The organism is Kocuria sp. 2SI (assembly GCF_005502825.1).
GTDB classification, from domain to species: Bacteria; Actinomycetota; Actinomycetes; order Actinomycetales; family Micrococcaceae; genus Kocuria; species Kocuria palustris.
The window spans coordinates 1-22,965 of sequence record NZ_SCNB01000018.1; the positions used below are offsets into that span (position 1 = coordinate 1).

The 22,965-nt window shown below is 71.2% G+C and carries 16 protein-coding genes; 12 read left to right on the top strand and 4 right to left on the bottom strand.

Going from position 1 to position 22,965, the window contains the following annotated elements:
- The 3 genes from FFS25_RS10150 to FFS25_RS10160 all read right to left on the bottom strand — a co-directional run.
- Positions 1–554 (bottom strand): biotin/lipoyl-containing protein (locus FFS25_RS10150; protein WP_283957218.1); only part of this gene is annotated, 554 nt, incomplete at its 3' end.
- Positions 555–644: 90 nt separating this feature from the next.
- Positions 645–2,012 (bottom strand): dihydrolipoyl dehydrogenase, encoded by a 1,368-nt coding sequence (gene lpdA, locus FFS25_RS10155; RefSeq protein WP_137802827.1) that lies wholly within the window; start codon positions 2,010–2,012, stop codon positions 645–647.
- A gap of 201 nt (positions 2,013–2,213) precedes the next feature.
- Positions 2,214–3,857, bottom strand: coding sequence for a leucyl aminopeptidase (locus FFS25_RS10160; protein WP_137802828.1), 1,644 nt, complete (start codon positions 3,855–3,857; stop codon positions 2,214–2,216).
- A gap of 327 nt (positions 3,858–4,184) precedes the next feature.
- On the opposite strand from FFS25_RS10160, the gene FFS25_RS10165 reads away from it, so the two are divergent.
- From FFS25_RS10165 to FFS25_RS10195, 7 genes are all read left to right on the top strand, one after another.
- Positions 4,185–5,105: a PAC2 family protein gene (locus tag FFS25_RS10165; protein ID WP_006214866.1), complete on the top strand. Its 921-nt coding sequence runs from the start codon at positions 4,185–4,187 to the stop codon at positions 5,103–5,105.
- 59 nt (positions 5,106–5,164) lie between these two features.
- Positions 5,165–6,397: an MFS transporter gene (locus tag FFS25_RS10170; RefSeq protein ID WP_249933860.1), complete on the top strand. Its 1,233-nt coding sequence runs from the start codon at positions 5,165–5,167 to the stop codon at positions 6,395–6,397.
- 99 nt (positions 6,398–6,496) lie between these two features.
- The gene (locus tag FFS25_RS10175) at positions 6,497–7,795 is read left to right on the top strand and encodes a hypothetical protein (protein WP_137802830.1); all 1,299 of its coding nucleotides are present in this window, start codon (positions 6,497–6,499) and stop codon (positions 7,793–7,795) included.
- Positions 7,796–8,030: 235 nt separating this feature from the next.
- Positions 8,031–9,680 carry an RNA polymerase sigma factor gene (locus FFS25_RS10180; RefSeq protein WP_137802831.1) on the top strand — a complete coding sequence of 550 codons (1,650 nt, stop codon included), beginning with the start codon at positions 8,031–8,033 and terminating at the stop codon, positions 9,678–9,680.
- A 162-nt stretch (positions 9,681–9,842) separates the two neighbouring features.
- Complete coding sequence (locus FFS25_RS10185) at positions 9,843–10,838, top strand: dihydroxyacetone kinase subunit DhaK (RefSeq protein WP_137802832.1); 996 nt, start codon at positions 9,843–9,845, stop codon at positions 10,836–10,838.
- A 10-nt stretch (positions 10,839–10,848) separates the two neighbouring features.
- Positions 10,849–11,556 (top strand): dihydroxyacetone kinase subunit DhaL, encoded by a 708-nt coding sequence (dhaL, locus tag FFS25_RS10190; RefSeq protein ID WP_137802833.1) that lies wholly within the window; start codon positions 10,849–10,851, stop codon positions 11,554–11,556.
- A 137-nt stretch (positions 11,557–11,693) separates the two neighbouring features.
- Positions 11,694–12,227 carry a GyrI-like domain-containing protein gene (locus FFS25_RS10195; protein ID WP_137802834.1) on the top strand — a complete coding sequence of 178 codons (534 nt, stop codon included), beginning with the start codon at positions 11,694–11,696 and terminating at the stop codon, positions 12,225–12,227.
- Between the two features lie 98 nt (positions 12,228–12,325).
- Here the strand turns inward: FFS25_RS10195 and FFS25_RS10200 are convergent, their stop codons facing one another.
- On the bottom strand, positions 12,326–12,523 hold the full coding sequence (locus FFS25_RS10200; protein WP_137802835.1) for a DUF7455 domain-containing protein: 198 nt from the start codon (positions 12,521–12,523) through the stop codon (positions 12,326–12,328).
- Positions 12,524–12,906: 383 nt separating this feature from the next.
- Here FFS25_RS10200 and FFS25_RS10205 point away from each other — a divergent pair, with 383 nt between their 5' ends.
- From FFS25_RS10205 to cydC, 5 genes are all read left to right on the top strand, one after another.
- Positions 12,907–15,015, top strand: coding sequence for a DNA gyrase/topoisomerase IV subunit B (locus tag FFS25_RS10205; RefSeq protein ID WP_137802836.1), 2,109 nt, complete (start codon positions 12,907–12,909; stop codon positions 15,013–15,015).
- Between the two features lie 106 nt (positions 15,016–15,121).
- Complete coding sequence (locus FFS25_RS10210) at positions 15,122–16,156, top strand: malate dehydrogenase (protein ID WP_137802837.1); 1,035 nt, start codon at positions 15,122–15,124, stop codon at positions 16,154–16,156.
- Between the two features lie 247 nt (positions 16,157–16,403).
- Entirely contained in the window at positions 16,404–17,969 is a 1,566-nt protein-coding gene (locus FFS25_RS10215; RefSeq protein WP_137802838.1) for a cytochrome ubiquinol oxidase subunit I, read from the top strand.
- Positions 17,970–17,980: 11 nt separating this feature from the next.
- Positions 17,981–19,051, top strand: coding sequence for a cytochrome d ubiquinol oxidase subunit II (cydB, locus tag FFS25_RS10220; RefSeq protein ID WP_137802839.1), 1,071 nt, complete (start codon positions 17,981–17,983; stop codon positions 19,049–19,051).
- On the top strand, positions 19,044–22,949 hold the full coding sequence (cydC, locus tag FFS25_RS10225) for a thiol reductant ABC exporter subunit CydC (protein ID WP_137802840.1): 3,906 nt from the start codon (positions 19,044–19,046) through the stop codon (positions 22,947–22,949). The genes cydB and cydC overlap by 8 nt, the downstream gene beginning before the upstream one ends.
- The last annotated feature ends 16 nt before the right edge of the window (positions 22,950–22,965 follow it).

Genomic DNA, 22,965 nt, shown 5'->3' on the forward strand with positions numbered 1-22,965 from the left:
ATCTCGAGCAGGGTGCCGGCCACCGGGGAGGGGACCTCGGTGTCGACCTTGTCGGTGGAGACCTCGAGCAGGGGCTCGTCGACGGAGATCTCCTCGCCGATCTCCTTGAGCCAGCGGGTCACGGTGCCCTCGGTCACGGACTCGCCCAGGGCGGGCAGGGTGACCTCGGTGCCGGAGCCGCCGGAGGACTTCTTGGCCTCGGCCTTCGGAGCCTCCTCGGCGGGCTTCTCCTCAGACTTCTCCTCAGCCTTCGGCTCCTCCTTCTCGGCGGAATCATCCGCGGAGTCGCTGGAGTCGTCGGAGCTGCCGGAGCCGGAGCCGTCGCCGATGACGACCAGCGGGGCGCCGACCTCGACGTCCTCGTCCTCCTGGACCAGGATCTCCTCGATCACACCGGCGACCGGGGAGGGGACCTCGGTGTCCACCTTGTCGGTCGAGATCTCGACGATGGCCTCGTCGACGGCCACCTCGTCGCCGACCTCCTTGAGCCAGCGGGTCACGGTGCCTTCGGTGACGGACTCACCGAGTGCAGGAAGGTTCACGGTTTCAGACATGTTCAGATTCTCTTTCTGACGTCAGGTCGATGCAGTGCTGGTGATCGGCCGGCGACGCTGTCAGCAGCGTCGCCGGCCGAGGTGGCCTGATCAGCCGTGCAGCGGGATGCCCGCCAGGCCCATGGCGGCCTCGCCGAGGGCCTCGTTCTGGGTGGGGTGCGCGTGGATGAACTGCGCGACGTCCTCCGGGTAGGCCTCCCAGTTGACGATGAGCTGGCCCTCGCCGATCTGCTCCGAGATGCGCTTGCCGATCGCGTGGAAGCCGACGATCGGGCCGTCCTTCTCGCGGACCAGCTTGATGATGCCGCCGGTGCCCAGGATCGAGGACTTGCCGTTGCCGAGCAGGTTGTACTCGAAGGTCTCGATGTTCTCCTTGCCGAACTTCTCCTCGGCCTTGGGCTGGGTGTAGCCCACCGACGAGATCTCCGGCTCGGTGAAGGTGACCTTGGGGACGTTGATGTCCTCGACGGGGATCGGGTTCAGGCCCGCGATCTCCTCGGCCACGAAGCGGCCCTGCTGGTAGCCGCGGTGGGCCAGCTGCACGCCCGGGACGATGTCGCCGATCGCGTAGATGTTGCCCACGCCGGTGTGCAGGCGCTCGTTCGGGGTGACGAAGCCGCGGTCCATGGGGATTCCGAGGTCCTCGTAGCCCATGTCCTCGGTGCGCGGGGCGCGGCCCACGGCGACCAGGACGACGTCGGCCTCGAAGACCTTGCCGTCGGCGAGGGTGACCTTGGCGCCGTTGTCGTCCTGCTCGACCTTCTCGAAGAAGGTGCCCAGGTTGGTCTTGATGCCCTTCTTCTTGAACTCCTTCTCGAGGTTCTTGATGATGGCGGGGTCCTCGTTGGGGACCAGGTGATCCAGGCCCTCGATGACGGTGACGTCCACGCCGAAGGAGTTCCACATGGAGGCGAACTCGGAGCCGATGACGCCGCCGCCCAGCACGATCGCGGACTTGGGGGTCCAGTCGATCTCGAGGGCCTCGGTGGAGGTCATGACCCGATCGCGGATCTCGATGCCCATGGTCTTCGAGTAGGAGCCCGAGGCCAGGATGATGTGCTTGCCGGTGTAGGTGGTGCCGTCGACGTCGATGGTGTTCTCACCGGTGAGCTTGCCGAAGCCGTCCACGACGGTGACCTTCTTGGACTTCATGAGTCCCTGCAGGCCCTTGAACTTGCCGGCGACGATGCTGTCCTTGTACTCGCGCACCTTGGCCATGTCCACGGAGACCTCGCCGATGCTCACGCCGTACTTCTCCGAGTTCTGGGCCTCGGTGGCCAGCTCGGCGGAGTGCAGGTACGCCTTGGTGGGGATGCAGCCCCAGTGCAGGCAGGTGCCGCCCAGCTTGGACTTCTCGATCAGCGCGACGCTGAAGCCCAGCTGGACTCCGCGAAGAGCTGCGGCGTAGCCGGCGGAGCCTCCGCCGAGCACCAGGATGTCGAATTCGTTGTCTGCCACGGATGACGCTCCCTTGCGATCTGTTCCACGTGCGCCCGGCGTCGTCGCCGTGCGTGCCCCTGACATGCCGTGCAGAGGCCTCGGTTCTGTTCGTCAGTCTAGCCCCGTCGCACGCGCGCGCCATGCGGGTGACGACCGTGCCGCACGGCCTGCCCGGAGGCCGTGCGGCATTGCTCACACGGCGAGCGTGCTCGAGTCTGCTCAGACCGGTCGTTCGGCCACGAGCTCGAGGGTCCGGAACAGGGTCAGCAGGCCCATGCCCGTGCCCTGGCGAGGGGTATAGCCCCACGGGGAGTCCTCGTTGAACGACGGTCCGGCGATGTCCAGGTGCGCCCAGGGGCCGGCAGGGCCCTCGGGGCGCAGATCATCGGCCGAGTCGGTGTGCTCGGCGCCGCCGAACTCCTGCAGGAACAGCCCGGCCACCAGCATCCCGCCCTCGCGGTCGCCGATGTTCTTCAGATCGGCGACGTGCGAGTCCAGCGAGGCGCGCAGGTGATGCGGCAGCGGCATGGGCCACAGGGACTCGCCCGAGTCGACCGAGGCCGACAGCAGCGCCTCGACGGCATCGTCATCGCCCATGACTCCCGCGGTGCGCTTGCCGAGGGCGATCATCTGAGCACCCGTCAGCGTGGCGACGTCGATGAGCAGGCCCGGATCCTCCTCGCGGGCGGCGACGAGGCCGTCGGCCAGCACCAGCCGACCCTCGGCGTCGGTGTTCAGGACCTCGACGGTGCGCCCGCCGCGGATGCGCAGTACGTCGCCGGGGCGGGTGGCGGTGCCCGAGGGCATGTTCTCGGCCAGGCACAGCCAGCCCGTGGTGGCCACGGGAAGCCCTGCCTCGGCGGCGGCCAGCACCGTGGCCAGCACGGTGGCGGCCCCTGACATGTCCGACTTCATGGTCATCATGGACGCCCCGGGCTTCAGCGACAGGCCGCCGGAGTCGAACGTGATGCCCTTGCCCACCAGCGCCACATGGTCGACGGGCTTGGCCGGCTCCCAGCCGATGCGCACCAGGCGCGGCGGGTGCGCCGCTCCCTGGCCCACGCCCATCAGGCCGCCGTAGCCGCCGGCGGCGAGCTCGTCCTCGGCCAGGACCTCGACCGAGAGCCGGCCCTTGGCCCCGGTGGAGGTCGCGGCCGCGAGATCGCGGGCCAGCTCGGCGAAGCTGTGCGGATACACCGTGTCCGGGGACAGATCGGTCAGTGTGCGCGACAGTGCCACGGCCCGCCCCAGGTTCTCCGCGCGGGTCAGAGCGGGAGCAAGCTCGTCCGCGGGAAGGCCCGCCGCGGCGATCGTGGCGCGGCGCAGCGGGGAGTCGCTGGGCTTGCGGGTCGCGTGCTTCTGGGCGGTGAACGTGAAGGCGCCCAGCGCCGCGCCCTCGGCCACGGCTGCGGCCTCGGCCACGTCCTGGGCCGGCAGAGCGAACACGGCGTGCTCGCGGCCGATCAGGGCGCGTGCGGCCGCCCCGGCGGCGCGGCGCAGCGACTCGGCGCGCGAGTCGGTCTCGCGGCCGTCGCCCAGCCCGCTCAGCACGATGACCGGCCAGGCCGAGCCCGAGGGGGCCGGCAGGGTGCGGACCTCATCTGCGGCGCCGGAGACGCGCAGCGCCTCCGCCTGCAGCTGCAGATCGGCGGGAAGGCCCTTGGCCTCCAGCGGCAGGGCCACGACGGGGCCATCGGGGGTCTTCTCCACGCCGAGCACCAGAGCGTCCGCGGACAGGGAGGACAGCTTCTTGGTGCTGCTGGTCAGGCTCAGCCCGCCCGAGGGGACGAGGTCGATGAGCGCGGGCGGGGTCTCGGCGCCGGGGCGTCGGCGGGTGGGAGAGCTGGAGGGGGTGCGGGCCATGGACTGTCCTCATTCCTCTGGAGGGTGATCGGCGCGCAGCGCGCGATCGGGGCGGGGATCGGTTCCTGCAGCGGTGCGGTGCGCCTGGCCTGCCTCCGGGCGATATGCCCGGAGCGGGGCCGGAGCGTCCAGCCGCTGCGTCATGTGCTCGAGGGTAGCGGGCGCCTCGGACGGGGCACGGCGAATGGGCGCTGCTCCTCATGGGTGCGAGACTGGTGGCTCGGCCGTCGCACGGAATAGAACACGCCTGCGGGGCCGTTGCATCCTGCTGAAGCGCCCGTGCCCGTGGAGGGGCGCGGCGCACGGCACGTCGATGGAGGAGCAACTGTGGCTGATGCATCCGAGCTGTACATGGCGAACGGGAGCCTGCTCGATGACCCCCGGCTGCACGGCGCTCCCATGATCGTGGCCCTGTCCGGCTACGCCGATGCGGGGCACCTGGCCGAGCAGGTCCGCGAGACCCTGCTGGGGGGACTGCCCTCGGAGGTCCTGGCCAGGTTCGACTCCGACCAGCTGCACGACTACCGGGCCCGGCGCCCGCACGTGCGCTTCGTCCAGGACCACTTCGAGCGCATCGAGGGCCCGGAGCTGGCCCTGCACCTGGTGACGGACCCTCTGGGACAGCACTTCACGGTGCTCTCCGGGCCGGAGCCGGACCTGCATTGGGAGCGCTTCCTGGACGCGGTCATGGACCTCGTGCAGCGCATGGAGACCTCGATCGTCACCGACGTCACGGGATTCCCCATGCCCGTTCCGCACACCCGACCCTTCCTGGTGACCCCGCACGGCTCACGCACGGATCTGGTGGGCTCGGGCTTCTCCAAGCTGCCGATCATCGAGATGAGCTCCTCGGTCGCCCAGCAGCTCGAGATCCGCCTTGCCGAGGCCGGAATCGACCACGTGGGCTTCTCGGTGCACGTCCCGCAGTACATGGCCGAAGCCGTCCTGCCGCAGATCGCGGTGACCGCGTTCGAGCACTTCTCCGCGGCCACGGCCCTGACCCTGCCCACCGACGCCCTGCGCGACGACTCCCGCGATGCCCTGCAGCGCATCGAGGAGCAGGTGGCCGAGTCGCCGGAGATCCAGGCCGTGATCTCCCAGCTCGAGCAGCGCTACGACGAGGCCGTCGAGGGCGCGCAGCCGCGCTCCCTGCTGGCCGGAGACGCCGACGAGCTGCCCGATGCCGATGAGATCGGGGCGGCCGCCGAGGCCTTCCTGGCGCAGCGCTCGGAGTCTGACGACCTGTGACGGGGGCTGCGTCTGGTCGTCCCCTCCCGCAGCGCGACTCGCGCACAGCCTTCCTCGTCATGGGGGTGGGCGTCTTCGCCTACATGATCGCCGTGGCGCAGCGGACGAGCTTCGGGGTGGCCTCGACCCAGGCCGCGGATCGCTTCGGCGCCGCGGCCTCCGAGCTGTCCCTGTTCACGATGCTGCAGGTGCTGATCTACGCCGGCATGCAGATCCCCGTCGGCGTGCTGGTCGACCGGCTGGGCAGCCGGCGGATGGTCGCCATCGGCGCCGGGCTGATGATCGTCGGACAGCTCATCCTGGCCGTGGCCGAGTCGATCAGCGTGGGCGTTCTGGCTCGCGTGTTCGTCGGCGCCGGCGATGCCATGACCTTCGTGTGCGTGCTGAAGATCGTCCCGGCGTGGTTCTCGCTGCGCTATTCGCCCATGGTCACCATGGCCGTCGGCGCGGTCGGCAACCTGGGCCAGCTGCTGTCGGTCGTGCCGTTCAGCCTGCTGCTCTCGGCGGCCGGATGGGTGCCGTCGTTCCTGTCGATGACAGGACTGTCCGTGCTGACGCTGGTCCTCGTGCTGGCCTTCCTGCGCGACTCCCCGGAGGGCTCGGCCCGCAGCGAGCGGCCCACGACCCTGCGCAGGGTGCGCATCCAGGTGCAGCGCTGCCTGCGCGATCCCTCCATCGGACTCGCGTTCTGGTTGCACTTCACGATCCAGTTCACCGGCAACGTCTTCGGACTGATGTGGGGCTACCCCTATCTGCAGCACGCCCAGGGCCTGTCGATGGGGGAGGCGTCGTTCGTCATGACGTTCTTCGTGCTGGCCAACATCGTCGTGGGCCTCGTGCTCGGCGGGATCGTCTCGCGTGCGCCCGATCGCCGGATGCGCCTGTCCTTCACCATCATCGGACTGGGTGCGGCCGCGTGGCTCGTGCTGCTGCTGTGGCCCGGGCATGCGCCGTTCCTGGTGGTGGTCGCGGCGGTCGTGCTGATCGCGATCTCGCTGCCGGCCTCCATGCTCGCCTTCAACGTGATCCAGTCGTTCGTCCCCGTGCGCCGGGCCGGCACCGCCACCGGGATCGCGAATGTCGGCGGCTTCGTGGCGGCCCTGATCGCGATCTTCCTCATCGGTGCCGCGCTGGATCTGCAGCTGGCGCTGGGGATCACCGACGAGCTGTACTCGCCGGCGTCGTTCCGAGTGGCCATGGCCACGCAGCTGCTGGTGACGGCCGTGGGCTCGGCCTTCTGCCTGCTGTTCACCCGCCGGGTCCGCAGCAAGTACGGCGCCAGCGCGGTCTGAGGGCTCCACAGCCTCCGTCTGCGCAGCCACGCGGGGCGGGATCTCCACGGTCGTCGGCTTCCGGACCCGGTGGCCGGCCCCGACGGCGACGCTGGGCCCATGAGCACAGACGCCGCGCACAGCGATCCCACTCCCTCCTCCCGCGCCGACCCCGGGCAGGACGTCGGCCGCGACCCGTTCACGCCCGTGGCGCGCACCGCCGCGGACATCCTCGCGATCATGCCGCACACGCTGGGGCAGTGGCCCAAGCGCTCGGCGGTGCTGCTGACCTCGACCGATTCGGAGCCCGGCCCGTGCCTGCGCGTGGACCTGCCCGAGGAGCGGGTGCTCGCCGATGAGCTCACGCTGCTCGAGTGGATCGCCGAGCTGTGCCGCCTGCTGGAGCACGATCCGGTGGGCGACCGCCTCTACCTGGCACTGTTCACCGACGGATCCTCCCTGGACGCACGGCAGTGCGAGCAGGTCGTCGACGCCGTGGGGGAGGCCGCGGCCCTGTCCGGGCACAGCATCGCCGGGTGCTGGGAGGTGGGGCCGCGGCAGTGGTTCGATCTGGAGGACTCCGAGCCCCGGATCGGCCGCGACGTGCAGGAGATCCGCTCGAGCGCGGTGTGGACGGCGCTCGTGGTCACCGGAAGCACGGTCGACGAGCCGGCCCCGACTCGGTCCGTCCGCGCCGAGCCGGAGCGCAGCGAGCTGCGGGTAGAGGACTGCCGGGGCCTGGTCCGAGAGTTCCAGCGGCGATGGAGCCTGCGCCGCGGCGCGGCCGGACCTGGTGCCGCCCAGTGCCTCCACCGCGACGTCGGACCCCAGGTGGCCGACTCCCTGGAGGCCTGGCAGCGCCTGCTCGATGACCGCTCCCCTGGCACGGCCGCCGAACGGGCCTCGGCGCTGGATTCGGCCGCGCAGTCGCAGCTGCTGGTCTGCCTGGCGGATCCGGTGGGATCGGACGCGCTCGCGGTGTCCGTGCTCACCGGCCAGCACGGACGCGCCCTGAGGGCCTGGTGGCAGCTGCAGGCCATGGTGCACGGGTCGAGCCAAGGCGAGGACTTCGGCTGGATGATCGAGGTGCTCAAGGGCCGGTGGGACGGGACGCCCGACTGGGAGCGGGTCGAGCAGTGCGAGGGCGTGCTCGAGCTGCTGCTGGACCTGCTGCACGGCGCCGCTGAAGCGGGGCCCGGATCGCCGGCCGGTGCCGATGCCGAGGCCTGGCTGTGGGTGGCCACCGCGCATCTGGAGCGCTTTCGCGCCCGGGGGACGCGGGCGACCCAGTGGCTCGAGCTGGCTGCGGAGGCCGTGCCGGGGCACCTGGGCGTGGCACGACTGCGTGCTCTGGGCACCCAGCATCCGCTGCCCAGCTGGGCGGGAGATCCGCAGCGCAGCTGGCATCGTCGCAGCTGAGCCCCGAAGTCCTGCCGTTGTTCGGACGAAAGCCGTGGGGCGCGCTCCAGCGATGTCAGAAAAAAGATCTGCGACATCCGCGATTCACGGAACAAAAGGCAGCGACCTCTGGTTGGATCCCACGGTAGGCCCTTCAGGATCCTTGGCAGCGCGTGTGCGCGAGCCGAGGGCTTGACAGGGTCATAGGCGTTCTGACGGTGAGTCGGGCGCTTCGTCTAGTGAGGAAAGGTCAACATTGTCCCCTGCTGCCCAGAACAAGTCGGCTGCCGCTGCGAGCGCGAGCGACCCCGCTGAGGTCGACACCGCGGGTGCGGAGTCCACGGGCGCAGCCCCGGCCAAGTCCGCCGCCAAGAAGACGACTGCGGCCAAGAAGACCACCGCCGCGCGCAAGACCACCTCGTCCGCGGCGAAGTCGAGCGCCGCCAAGTCCACGGCCTCCAAGTCGGCTGCCTCCAAGTCGACCGCGTCCCGCTCCACGGCCACCAAGGCCTCGGTCCCGGAGACCGGTGCTGAGGCGGAGGCCAAGACCGAGTCGCTGGAGGAAGCTGTGAAGGCCCCGGCCAAGAAGACTCCGGCCAAGAAGACCGCCGCCAAGAAGACCGCCGCCAAGAAGCCGACCACGCGCAAGACGGCGGCCAAGGCCGCCGAGTCCGACGAGACCGCCGCCAAGGCCGCGCCCAAGACCACCCGCCGCAAGGCGGCCCAAGCCGAGCCGGAGGACAGCGCGGACGAGTACGAGGACGCCTCGGGAGAAGACCTCGACTCGGCCGATGAGGCCGATGATTCCGCGGAGGAGGGCGAGGACGTCGTCGTCCAGGGCGACGACGCCGAGAAGGCCCGCTCCGGCACCGAGGTCATCGCCAAGCCCACGGGCAAGGAGACCGAGTCCAAGTCGGACAAGGTCCGCGGCTTCGTGCTGTCCAACAACGACGATGACGACGCCCCCGCGCAGCAGGTTGTCTCCGCGGGCGCGACCGCCGATCCCGTCAAGGACTACCTGAAGCAGATCGGCAAGGTCGCGCTGCTCAACGCCGAGCAGGAGGTCGATCTCGCCCTGCGGATCGAGGCCGGCCTGTTCGCCGAGCACAAGTACAAGGGCGAGGAAGCGGACAAGCTGTCCAAGGAGGAGCGCAAGGCCCTGCGCTGGGTCATCCACGACGGCAAGCGCGCCAAGAACCACCTGCTCGAGGCCAACCTGCGCCTCGTCGTCTCCCTGGCCAAGCGCTACACGGGCCGCGGCATGCTCTTCCTGGATCTGATCCAGGAGGGCAACCTGGGCCTGATCCGCGCCGTCGAGAAGTTCGACTACACCAAGGGCTTCAAGTTCTCGACCTACGCCACCTGGTGGATCCGCCAGGCGATCACCCGCGCCATGGCCGATCAGGCCCGCACCATCCGCATCCCGGTGCACATGGTCGAGGTCATCAACAAGCTGGCCCGCGTCCAGCGCCAGATGCTCCAGGACCTGGGTCGCGAGCCCACCCCGGAGGAGCTGGCCAAGGAGCTGGACATGACGCCGGAGAAGGTCGTCGAGGTCCAGAAGTACGGCCGCGAGCCCATCTCCCTGCACACCCCGCTGGGCGAGGACGGCGATTCCGAGTTCGGAGACCTGATCGAGGACTCCGAGGCCGTCGTGCCCGCCGACGCCGTGAGCTTCACGCTGCTGCAGGAGCAGCTGCACTCGGTGCTCGACACACTCTCCGAGCGGGAGGCAGGGGTGGTCGCCATGCGCTTCGGGCTCACCGACGGCCAGCCCAAGACCCTGGACGAGATCGGCAAGGTCTACGGCGTGACCCGCGAGCGGATCCGCCAGATAGAGTCCAAGACCATGTCCAAGCTGCGCCACCCCTCGCGCTCGCAGGTCCTGCGCGACTACCTGGACTGATCCTCCTGCGCTGACCGCGCAGCGTCCTTCCGACGGCCCTCCCTCCGGCTGCCCCAGCGGCGGCGGAGAGGGGGCCGTCGTCGTATTCCCCGGGCGCTGCGCCGTCGGAGGCCGCCCGTAGGATCCGCAGCACCGAGAGAACACCTCAGGTGAGGAGCGGCCATGCGCCGAAGCATCGTCAACGATCCCGATCAGCTGGTGCCGCAGGCCCTCGAGGGCCTCGTGCTCAGCCACCCGCAGCTGCTGGAGCTAGAGGCCGAGCACCGCTGCGTGCGCCGCCGCGAGCCCGCTCAGGACAAGGTCGGACTGGTCTCCGGCGGGGGTTCCGGGCACGAGCCGCTGCACGCGGGGATGGTCGGGCGCGGCATGCTGGACGTGGCCGTTGCGGGCGCCGTGTTCACGAGCCCCACCGCGCTGCAGGTCCTGGAGGCCACGCGCGCCGCCGATTCGGGCCGCGGTGTCGTCCAGATCGTCAAGAACTACACCGGCGACGTCCTGAACTTCCGGATCGCGGACGAGATCACCGGCGACGATGACATCGAGACCGAGATCGTGCTGGTCGACGACGACCTGGCCACCGACTCCCCGCACGGCGGACCGGGCCGCCGGGGGACCGCCGCCACCCTGATCGTGGAGAAGCTGTGCGGGGCCGCAGCCGAGCAGGGAGCCGAGCTGAGCGAGGTCTCCGAGATCGGCCGCCGCGCCGCGGCCTCGGCGCGGACCATGAGCCTGGCGCTGTCCGCGGGCACCCCGCCGGCGGACGGGCGCCCCCAGTTCGAGCTCGAGGACCACGAGGTCGAGCTCGGCGTCGGCATCCACGGCGAGCGCGCGGCCCGCCGTGGCGAGTTCACCGACGCCGACGGGCTGACGGACCAGCTGCTTGACCCGCTGCTCGAGCAGCTGGGCCTGGAGCAGGGGCAGGAGCTGCTCGTGGTGGCCAACGGCCTCGGCTCGGCCACGCAGCTCGAGCTGAGCCTCGTGGCGCGAGCGGCGCACCATCGCCTCCGCGGCGAAGGACTGTCCGTCGGGCGCTGGCTCGTGGGCTCGTACGTCACGAGCCTGGACATGCACGGCGTGTCGATCACGCTGATGCCGCTGGATCCGCAGACCCGTCAGCTGTGGGACGCCCCCGTGCGCACCCCCGCCCTGACCTGGTGAGGAGCAGAAGATGACCGAGCAGGAGAGTTCCGGGACGGCTCAGGGCCTGGGCGAGGACTTCGGGCGCCGATTCGTGCAGGGCGTGCAGCGGCTGCTGGGCGAGAACGCCGAAGCCCTGGGCGAGCTGGACCGTCGAGCAGGCGACGGCGACTTCGGCACCAGTGTGCGCACCGCGCTGTCGCAGCTGGACAGGGAGACCGAGCAGGAGCAGCCGAGCACCTACCGGCAGTGGCTGAGCTCGCTGTATCGCGGCTGGCTCGCCGTGGGCGGCACCAGCGGTCCGCTGTTCGGCGTGTTCTTCCGAGAGCTGGCCAAGGCCGGTGAGGCGGACGGCACTCCGCAGGTGGAGGAGCTCGTCGAGGCCCTGGCTGCGGGGCAGGCGATCGTGCAGCGCTACGGCGAGGCCGAGGTCGGGGACAAGACGATGGTCGATGCCCTGGCTCCCGCAGTGGAGGCCATGCGCCGAAGCCTGCACGACGGCGAGCCTTCGGAGCACATCCTCGAAGCCGGCGAGGCCGCAGCGGTCAAGGGCGCTCGCAGCAGTGCTGAGAGCCTCGCCCGACGCGGTCGAGCCAGCTATGTGGGAGAGGCTTCGCAGGGGGTGATCGACCCGGGCGCCGCGGCCATGGCACTGGTGCTGGGCGCGGCTCGTGCCGCCGCTGACGCCGGTCGGGGCGAGCAGCACCCGCGGGAGGTCGACACCGCCTGGTTCGTCTGAGGGACGGGCCTTCCGGCGCAGACGCAGGGGGAGGGTCCTCTCCTACGTCACCGGGACGACGACCTAGCATGAGCCCAGAACCGTGTCGCATCCGGAAGCCGCCCGCGCTGCGGGGGCACGATATACAGGAGAGACCCATGACGCAGGAATCCACCCTCTCCGGATCGCCCATGGGCCTGAGCCGGGAGCCCGTGAGCAGCCTCGAGGTCTTCGAGGCCCAGCAGGTCCCCACGCTGGTGCTGAAGGTCCACGGCCAGCCGATGGACCGGATGCCGGAGGTCTTCGACACCGCCTTCCGCGCGATCTTCCCGGCCATGGCGCAGCACGGGCTGGCCCCCAGCGGACCGGCCTTCGCCCTGTACCACCGCGCCCCGGACGAGACCGCGGACTTCGAGGTCGGCATGCCCCTGACCGAGCCGAGCGAGTCCGTGATCGACGCCGCGGACGGAGTGCGGCTGGAGCCGTCGTGGCTGCCAGGAGGACGAGCGGCGCGGATCTCCCACCTGGGCGGGTACGACCAGCTGTCGACCGCCTGGGCCGGGTTCATGGGTCAGGTCGCCTCCGCCGGTGAGACCCCCGAGCTGCCGTTCTGGGAGGTCTACGTCACCGAGCCGACCCCGGAGATGGATCCGGCGGACCTGCGCACCGACCTGTTCACGCGGCTGGGCTGAGCCCGAGGCCTCCGGCACAGCCGAGGGCCCCGTTCACCGATCGGTGAACGGGGCCCTCGTGCCGGCTCAGCGCCCGCGCTGCAGGGGATCCTGAGTGTTCAGGAGATGCGCTCGGTCTCGTCCTGCCACTGGGCGGCCATGGGGCGCAGCTTGTCCTCGTTGGCACGGGCGTGGTGAGCGCAGAAGAGCAGCTCGCCTCCGGTGGACTCGAGGACCACGCGGACGTAGGCCTGGGCTCCGCAGGCGTCGCAGCGGTGGGTGGCGTTCAGTTCTGGGGTCTCAAGTGTTGGGTTCACGATTCCTCCTCGTGCTCGGAGTCCGTCGGATCGTGCGATGTCCGCGACGGATTCGTCTGGTCCAGCATCGACGCTGGGCCGATACCGCGCATCCGATGTGCTCGGTCCTGCGAGGCAGGGGGTGCGGCGGTTCGGACTATAGAACCACGCCGAGCCCCCGGGAGCTTCCCCGCGGCACGCGATTTCGCCCACCGCGCATCCGGTGAGCGCCGCGTCACGGTGGGGGCCCGTCGTCGATCGCAACGGGCAGCGGCCCGCGCGGTGTCGCCGAGCCGGTCTAGAGTGGTCTGGCCCGCGCGCCGCCGGGCGGCCGCGCCGTGTGCGGCCACCGCCGGCAGCCGCACGCACGATCGACATCAGCGAACCGCAGGAGCCTCCCCGCCGTGACCCCCTCGACCTCCGAGTACAACGCCCGCCACCTCTCGGTGCTGGAGGGCCTCGAGGCTGTGCGCAAGCGCCCCGGCATGTACATCGGCTCCACCGACGGCCGCGGGCTCATGCACTGTCTCTGGGAGATCATCGACAACTCGGTGGATGAGGCCCTGGCCGGCTACGGCCAGCAGATCACGGTGATCCTGCACAAGGACGGCTGCGTGGAGGTCCACGACGACGGCCGCGGCGTGCCGATCGACAAGGAGCCGCGCACCGGGCTGTCCGGTGTGGAGGTCGTGTTCACCAAGCTGCATGCCGGCGGCAAGTTCGGCGGCGGCTCCTACACGGCCTCCGGTGGCCTGCACGGCGTGGGCGCCTCGGTGGTCAACGCTCTGTCCTCGCGCCTGGACGTCCAGGTGGATCGCGGCGGCAAGACCTACCAGATGTCCTTCCGCCACGGGGAGCCGGGCCGATTCGAGGACAAGGGCGCTCCGAGCCCGCGGGCGGCCTTCGAGCCGTTCGTCTCGGGATCGGAGCTCGACGTCGTCGGCAAGGCCAAGCGCGGCGTCACGGGCACCCGCGTGCGGTACTGGGCGGACCAGCAGATCTTCACCCCGGACGCGCAGTTCTCCTACCAGGAGCTGGTCCAGCGCGCCCGCACGACCGCCTTCCTGATCCCGGGGCTGCGCATCACCGTGCGCGATGAGCGCCGCCTGCCGGGCACCGCCGGCGAGCTGGGCCCCCACGAGGAGGTCTTCCAGCACGACGGCGGCATCTCCGAGTTCGCCGAGTTCCTGGCCTCGGACGAATCCGTGACCGATGTCTGGCGCTTCCAGGGCGAGGGCACCTTCACGGAGACGGTTCCCGTGCTCGATGACTCCGGGCAGTCGCGGCTGCAGGACGTCGAGCGCACGTGCGAGGTCGATGTGGCTCTGCGGTGGGGGATCGGCTACGACACCGAGATCCGCAGCTTCGTGAACATCATCGCCACGCCCAAGGGCGGAACGCACCTCAGCGGCTTCGAGCAGGCGCTGGTCAAGGTCTTCCGCAAGCAGGTCGCCGCGAATGCGCGCAAGCTCAAGGCCGGCAGCGACAAGATCGAGAAGGACGACATCATGGCCGGGCTCACGGCCGTGCTGACCGTGCGCCTTGCGGAGCCGCAGTTCGAGGGCCAGACCAAGGAGGTGCTCGGCACGCCGGCGGTGCGCCAGATCGTCTCCAAGGTCGTGGAGAAGGAGCTCACGGCCGCGCTGACCTCTGGCAAGCGGGAGCAGAAGAACCAGGCCGGACAGGTCCTGGAGAAGGTCGTCGGCGAGATGAAGTCCCGGATCTCGGCGCGCCTGCACAAGGAGACCCAGCGGCGCAAGAACGCCCTGGAGACCTCGTCCATGCCGGCCAAGCTGGTCGAGTGCCGCTCGACCGACGTGCAGCGCTCCGAGGTCTTCATCGTGGAGGGCGATTCCGCGCTGGGCACCGCACGCTTGGCCCGCGATTCCGCCTATCAGGCGCTGTTCCCCATCCGCGGCAAGATCCTCAACGTCCAGAAGGCCTCGCTGCCGGACATGCTCGCCAACGCCGAGTGCGCCGCGCTCATCCAGGTCATCGGAGCGGGCTCGGGGCGCACCTTCGACCTCGACGCCGCCCGCTACGGCAAGGTCATCATGATGACGGATGCGGATGTGGACGGCGCCCACATCCGCACCCTGCTGCTGACCCTGTTCTACCGCTACATGCGTCCCCTGGTGGAGGCGGGCAAGGTCTATGCCGCCGTGCCTCCGCTGCACCGCGTGGAGATCATCAACAGCGGCTCGAAGGCCAACGAGATGGTCTACACCTACTCGGAGGCCGAGCTGCATCGCCTGCTGACCCGCCTCGAATCCGAGGGCCGCTCCTACAAGGAGCCGATCCAGCGCTACAAGGGCCTGGGCGAGATGGACGCCGATCAGCTGGCCGAGACCACCATGGACATCCGCCACCGCCTGCTGCGCCGGGTGACCATGAGCCAGGCCGAGGACGCCGAGCGCGCCTTCGGGCTGCTCATGGGCTCGGAGGTGGCCCCGCGCCGCGACTTCATCATCGAAGGCGCCGCTCGACTGGACGCCGAGCAGATCGACGCCTGAGTCCTTCGGCTCGGGCTCGATGCCCATTTCGTGCAACGCCGTGCCTGCGGCAGCTCCTGCGACCTACGCTGAATCCACACCCGCCCGGCGCAGCGCAGGAGCACCCATGGACACCACCGCCACCTCACAGGACCGCCGCCCGATCACCGTCACCGTTACGGGAGCCGCAGGGCAGATCGGCTACGCCGCGCTCTTCCGCGCCGGAGCCGGAGACCTGTTCGGTCCCCACCAGCCCGTGCGGCTGCGCCTTCTCGAGGTGCCGCAGGCGGCACGGGCGGCAGAGGGCGTGGCCATGGAGCTGTCGGACTGCGCCTTCGACCTCCTCGCCTCCGTGGACGTGTTCGACGACCCCGTCGCCGCCTTCGAGGGCAGCGAGCTCGGGCTGCTGATCGGAGCCCGGCCGCGCAGCAAGGGCATGGAGCGCGCCGATCTGCTCGAGGCCAACGCGGGGATCTTCTCCGAGCAGGGTCGGGCTATCGCCGCGGGGGCGGAGGAGAGCTTCCGGGCCGTCGTGGTGGGCAACCCGGCGAACACCAACGCGCTGATCGCGGCCTCCCACGCCCCCGAGCTGCCCGCCCAGCGCTTCACGGCGCTGACGCGACTGGATCATCTGCGGGCTCAGGCCCAGCTCGCCCAGGCCTGCGGCGGGGCGGCGCCGGACGTCGACGGCGTGGCGATCTGGGGCAATCACTCCGCGACCCAGTTCGTGGATCTCTCCCGAGCCACCGTGCGCGGCGTGCCGGCCGAGCAGGCGCTGGCCGAGCACGGACTGGGGCAGGACTGGATCGCCGAGACCTACATCCCGGCCGTGGCCCAGCGCGGCGCCGAGATCATCGAGGTGCGCGGCGGCTCCTCCGTGGGCTCCGCAGCCCACGCGCTGATCTCGCACGTCCGCCAGTGGAGCCAGGGCACGCCGGAGGGAGAATGGACCTCCATGGCGGTGGCCTCCGACGGCGCCTACGGCGTGCCGGAGGGGATCGTCAGCTCCTTCCCCGTGACCTGCTCGGACGGGCAGTGGTCCATCGCGGACGACTGGCGGATCGACGACTTCGCCCGCGAGCGCATCGATCGCTCGGTGGCCGAGCTTCTCGCCGAGCGCCAGGCGGTGGCCGACGCAGGGCTGCTGGGGCCCGGCCGCTGAGCCCACCGGCTCGGTGAGGCTGCGCCCTGCGCGCCGGGCCCGGGTTGCCAGGGATTGCCAGTGCCGCAGGGCACGAGAGGAGCTCGGCACGGCCCTGACCTGGTGCGCTGCGGCTGTGATCGACGTAACACCGCGCCGGCCCCGTCCGAGCCTCGAGGCGCTCGCGGGCGAGCGTAGGCTGGAAGTCGTCTGAGGCGAGGCCCGTGATCGTCCGGCGCACAGCCGGCAGGGCCCCGCGAGGAGTCGCATGGACATCGTCGAGATCGCTCGGTGGCAGTTCGGGATCACCACCGTCTACCACTTCATGATGGTTCCGCTGACGCTGGGACTGGGTGCCGTCGTCGTGTGGTTCAACCTGCGCTGGGTGCGGCTGCGCCGCCCGGAGGACCTGCGGCTGACCAAGTTCTGGGGAAAGCTCTTCCTGATCAACTTCATCATGGGCGTGGCCACGGGCCTGGTCCAGGAGTTCCAGTTCGGGATGGCCTGGTCGGAGTACTCGCGCTTCGTGGGCGATGTCTTCGGCGCCCCGCTGGCCATGGAGGGACTGCTCGCGTTCTTCGTGGAGTCCACGTTCCTGGGCCTGTGGATCTTCGGCTGGGACAAGCTGCGCCCGGCGGTCCACGCGGCCTGCCTCGCCATGGCGGTGATCGCCTCGTGGCTCTCGGCGTTCTTCATCATCGTGGCCAACTCGTGGATGCAGCATCCGGTCGGCTACGAGATCATCGACGGCCGCCCCATCCTGAATGACATCGGCGCCGTGCTGACGAACTCGACAGCGGTGGTGGCGATCATCCACACCCTGTTCGGGGCGATCGCCGTGGCCGGGTCCTTCCTGCTGGGCATCGCCTGGTACAAGCTGTGGCGCCGCCGGGCGGACGGCCTCGACACCGTGGATGCCGACGGCGTCGTCGTCGTGGGGGAGCTGCCCACCGGGGGACGCGACCGCACCGACTACCGGGTGTGGTGGCGCTCGCTGCGCGTGGGGATCCTCATCGGGATCATCGGCTTCCTGGGGACGGCGTTCTCCGGACATGCGCAGGCGCAGCTGATGATCCACCAGCAGCCCCTGAAGATGGCCTCCGCGGAAGCGGCCTGCCACGACGGCACCGCGTTCTCGGTGCTCACGATCGGCTCGCCGGGCGACGCGTCCTGCGACAACGTGCACACCCTCCTGGAAGTGCCCAGCCTGCTGTCCTTCCTGGCCTACAACAACTTCACGACCGACGTGGCGGGGCTGAACACGCTGCAGCCCGAGTACGAGCAGGAGTACGGCACGAACCTGGCCGACGACGAGCTCTACGGCGACCGAGCCGGTGAGCAGATCGAGTACCAGCCCCTCATGGAGGTCACCTACTGGGGCTTCCGCCTGATGATCACCTTCGGCGCTCTGGCGGCCGTGGCCTGCGCCGGTGCCTGGTGGCTCACGCGCAAGGGCACGGTGCCCCTGTCGAAGGGGCTGATGGGCCTGGGCGTCGTGGGCATCCTGGCCCCGTTCGGGGCCAATGTGGCGGGCTGGGTCTTCACGGAGATGGGCCGGCAGCCCTTCGTCGTAGCACCCAATCCGGACCTGCCGCTGGATCAGCGGATCTTCATGTTCACCGAAGCCGCGGTCTCGCCGAACGTCACGGCCGGGGAGCTGCTGTTCTCGCTCGGCAGCCTCCTGCTGCTGTACGGGGTGCTCATGGTCGTGGAGGTCGCGCTGATCGCCAAGTACGTGCGCACCGGCGTGGTCGCGGCCATGCCCGAGCTGGTCGAGCACGAGGACCACGACGACGACGGCTCCCGGGACGACGTCCTGGCCTTCGCCTACTGAGGAGACGAGAGATGTTCGAGCAGTTCGCGGGACAGCCGGGTCTGGCCACGGCGTGGTTCCTCGTCATCGGCTTCTTCTGGATCGGCTACGTGGTCCTGGACGGCTTCGATCTGGGCGTCGGCATGCTCATGGGGCGGATCTTCGCCCGTGACGACCGGGAGCAGCGCGTGCTGCTCAACACGATCGGGCCGGTGTGGGACGGCAACGAGGTCTGGCTGGTCACCGCCGGAGCGGCCACCTTCGCCGCCTTCCCGCACTGGTACGCGGCCCTGTTCTCCGGGCTCTACCTCCCTCTGACCCTGGCCCTGATCGCGCTGATCCTGCGCGCGGTGTCCATCGAGTACCGCGGCAAGGGCTCCTCGGAGGCGTGGTCGCGGCGCTGGAACGCCATCACCGCGTGGTCCTCCCTGGCGATCGCGTTCCTGATCGGCGCGCTGCTGAGCATCACCGCCACCGGTCTTCCGCTGAACGACAACGGCGACCGCGTGGGCGGGCTGCTGTCGTGGCTGAGCTGGCAGGCGGTGCTCGGCGGGCTCGGCATGGTCGGCTTCTGCCTCATCCACGGCCTGGCCTTCGTGGCCCTGAAGACGGACGGGCCCGTGCGCGAGCGCGCCGGCGCGCTGCTGGTGCGCGCCCTGCCCGCGGGCGTCCTGCCGCTGGCCGCCCTGGTCGTCGTGGTGCAGCTGGCCACCGGCTCGACGCTGTCCTGGCTGAGCACCTGCCTGGCGGTGATGTCGGTCGCGGCGGCCTGGCTGGCGGGGACGCGCCGGCGCGAGGGCTGGAGCTTCGCCGGGATGGCCGGGTTCGCGGCTCTCGGCCTGCTGGCCGTGTTCACCGCCATGTACCCGGCCGTGCTGCCCACCACACTGGCCGGCGCGCCCGATCTGACGATCACCTCGGCCTCTTCCTCGCCGTACACGCTCACGGTCATGACGTGGGTGGCCGGCTTCGGGGTCCCGTTCCTGCTGGCGTATCAGAGCTGGACGTACTGGGTCTTCCGACGACGCCTGCGCGCCGAGCATCTGCCCTCCGGCGGCGATCATGCGGATCTGACCACCATGCCCACGCGCGCCGGTGCCTGAGCGCAGCGCGTCGCAGCACACCGCTGCCGGGGCGAGCTCTCCCGAGCAGCCCGGTGCGCAGCATCCGAGCGACGGCGGGCTGGGCCCTGAGCAGCCGGGAGCCGCGCGCCGCGCTTCGGGCCGCCCGCCGCTGGGCCCGCAGGCCCGTCGCATCCTGCCGCTGCTGGGTGCGCTGAGCCTGGTCCGGACGCTGGGCATGATCGCCTTCGCCACCGGGCTCGGCGCCCTGATCGCGGCCCTGGCCGCCGACGGCTTCGCCGCCCAGGCCGCGCAGGGCACGACCAGCTCGCAGGGACTGGCCGAATTCATCGGCACCGGCCTGGTCCGCATCGACGGACTGCTTCCGGGAGCCTGGCTCGGCGACGGCCCGTGGTGGAGCTGGCCCGGGCTCTGGCTCGCCGCGCTCGGCGCGACGCTGCGGGCACTGGCGCAGTGGGGCACCGCGGTGGCAGCCCGTCGTGGCGCTGCCGGCACCATCTCCCAGATCCGCTCGCGCCTGATCCTGCGCCTGCTCGAGAGCGGATCGTCGACCACCGGCTCCGAGGCCCCGTCGGCCGGGCCCGAGGACCACGCGGGGGCTGCCGCAGTGCTGGTCTCGCGCGGGCTCGGGGCGCTCGACGACTACTACGTCCGCGCCGTGACCGCCATGGTCGCCACCGGGGTCGCTCCGGCAGTGCTGTGGCTGTGGATCCTGCTGCACGACGGGGTCAGCGCCCTGATCGTGGCGCTGACGCTGCCGCTCGTGCCCGTGTTCATGATCCTCATCGGGCGCACCACGCAGGATCAGACGCGGCGCGCGCAGGACGCCCAGCTGCGCCTGTCGCGCCACATCGTGGAGCTGGCTCGCGGGCTGCCCGTGCTCGTGGGCCTGCGCCGCGACCGCGCCCAGGCCCGCGCGCTCGCGGATCTGGACGACGAGCACCGTCGCAGCACCATGCAGACCCTGCGCTCGGCCTTCCTGTCCTCGCTGGCCCTCGAGCTGATCACCACGCTGTCGGTAGCTCTGGTGGCCGTGTTCATCGGCGTGCGGCTGGTCGAGGGCGGCATGGGCCTGGACACCGCCGTGATGGTCCTGCTGCTGGCCCCGGAGTGCTATCAGCCCCTGCGCGATGTCGGCACCGCCTACCACCAGTCGCAGGAGGGCGTCGAGGCCCTGCGCCGCTCCGAACGGCTGCTGTCGAGCCCGTCCGGAGAGCCGGCGACCGAGCGGGCCTCCGCGGCCGAGCGGCCGGAATCGGCAGGCACCGCAGCGGTCGCGACTGAGGGGCAGCCCGCTCAGCTGCTGGTGGAGGGGCTGCGAGTCCGCAACGACGGCCGCGCCGAGACGATCGGGCCGCTGGATCTCAGCGCCTCGGCAGGGCGGATCACCACGCTGAGCGGCCCGTCCGGGGCCGGCAAGACCACCGTCGTCTCGGCGATCGCCGGGCTGATCCCTCGGGCTCCTCGTCGTGGCGCCGATCGGCGCGACCGGTCCGGTTCGGGCGCCGAGCCGGGGCACCAGGACCCCGCGGCCGCCGGCGTGATCGACGGGCGCATCGTGCTGCCCGGCCCGGTGCGCCTGGTGCCTCAGGCGCCGGCCTTCGTGGCGGGGACGGCGCTCGATGAGATCGCCCTGTGCCTGGCGCCCGAGCACGCGGCGGCCTTCCTCGAGGCGCAGCCCACGATCCCGAGTCGCGGTGCGCAGCCGGAGCCGGGCTCCTCCGAGCATGCCCTGACGGAGGGGCCGAGCGGACCGTCGGTGCTCGCAGGCCGCACGCGCGCGGCGTCGCTGCTGGCCGGCGTCGGGCTGTCCGGTCTGGAAAAGCTCGCCCCGGAGGCTCTGAGCGCGGGCCAGGCCCGGCGTCTGGCCGTTGCCCGCTGCATGGCCTCCGTCGAGGCGCTGGAGCGCACCAGCCCCGGGGAGACCGTCACCGTGCTGGTCGACGAGCCGACCGCCCACCTCGACCAGGACGCCGCCGGCATGATCACCGCCGGGCTGCGGGGGATGGCACGGGCCGGTGCGATCGTCGTGGTCGTGACGCACGACGAGGGCCTGACCGGCGACGCCGATCACCGCCTCGAGCTCTCGGCACGGGGGGCCCGGGTCCTCCCGGACTCCGATCGGCGGCCGTCGTGCTCCGGACCCCATGAGAACGCGGACCCCGTCGAGACCGACGCAGTGCAGCGCGGACACGCTGCGGAGGCGGACGCGCCGGGCGAGCAGCCGGACGACCGCGGGCAGCGGCTGCCAGGACCCTTCGCCACGGTGCGCACGGTCCTGCGCCTGAGCGGGATCTCCTGGTCCCGGGCCGTGCTCAGCGCAGCCCTCGCCGTGGCCGCGATCGGCTTCGGCGCCGCGCTGACCGCGCTGTCGGGCTGGCTGATCGTGCGGGCGGCACAGCAGCCCGGGATGATGTACCTGCTGGTCGCGGTCACCGGGGTGCGCTTCTTCGGTCTGGGGCGTGCCGTGCTGCGCTACCTCGAGCGGCTCATGAGCCACGACGTCGCCCTCCGGGCAGCCGGGCGCCTGCGCCTGGGGGCATGGGAGGCCACCGGCCGCACAGCGCTGGGGCTGCGCGCCATGCTCACGGGGGAGGTCTTCCTGGACCGGCTGATCACCCGCATCGAGGACCTGCGCGATGCGCTGCCCCGGATCCTGCTTCCCCTCGCCGCGCTGGGCCCGGTGCTCGCGGGATCCGTCGTCGTCTGCCTGCTCACGGTCCCTCAGGCCGTGGCACCCGTCGCCGGCGCGGCGGTGCTCAGCGCCGCGGCGGGGCCGACGCTGCTGCGCGGGCTCGACGCGCGCGCGGAGGCCCGTCAGCACGAGGCCGCGGCGGCCGCGCTGCGCCTGAGCTCACGGGCGCTGCAGGCCGCACCGGATCTGCGGGTCGCGCAGCTGGGCGCCGCCGTGGGTGCCGCCGTGCGAGCCCAGGACAACCGGGGGCGGCGCGCCGCCCAGCGCGCGGCCTGGGTCAGCGGCCTGGGCGAGGGGCTCGCCGTGCTGATCTGGTTCGCGGCCGCGATCGCCGTCGTGCCCCTGGCCTGGGGGCCCGTGGCCTCGGGGGAGGTCTCGGCCGCCGTGGCCGCGATCCCCGTGCTGCTGTGCACCGCCATGGTGGAGCCGGTCGCCCAGGGCTTCGAGGCGGCGCGCCAGTGGCCGCACTTCGCAGCACTGGTGCGGGCGGTCGGACGGACCCAGCCTGCTGCGCATCCCGCTCGGCCGGAGGAGACGGACGAGCCGGGGGCGCGGGACGGCATCGTGGACGGGTTCGAGCGCCTGGAGGTGGAGGGGCTCAGCGCTCGGTGGCCCGGGATGCACCGCGATGCCTTCTCGCGGCTCAGCGGGCAGATCCGTCCGGGACGCTGGTGGGGCATCACGGGGCCGTCGGGCTCCGGCAAGTCCACCGCGCTGGCCGTGCTGCTGGGCTTCCTCCCACCGAGCTCCGGGACGATCCGCCTCGACGGGCAGCCGATGCCGTCGCAGCGTCTGCGCGGTGTCTCCGCGTGGTGCCCGCAGGACGCATACATCTTCGACTCCACCCTGCGCGGCAACCTCTCCCTGGCCCGGGAGCGTGCGGAAGCCCCCACCGACGCGCAGATGCTCGAGGCGCTGGAGAGGGTGGGCCTGGGCGGATTCGCGGCCGGTCTGCCCGAGGGCCTCGAGACGAAGGTGGGAGCAGGCGGTCAGCGGCTCTCGGGAGGACAGCGCCAGCGACTGGCCGTGGCCCGCGCCATGCTCACGCGCTCGCCGGTGCTGCTGCTGGACGAGCCCACGGCGCACCTGGACGCGCCCACAGCACGTCAGGTCATGGCCGCCCTGCACGAGGGCGCGCATGCGGCCGACGCCCAGGGCGTGGTGATCATCTCGCACCGGCCGGAGGACGTGCGCCGCTGCGATGCCCTGACCCGGCTGAGCTGAGCAGGGCTCCGCTCGT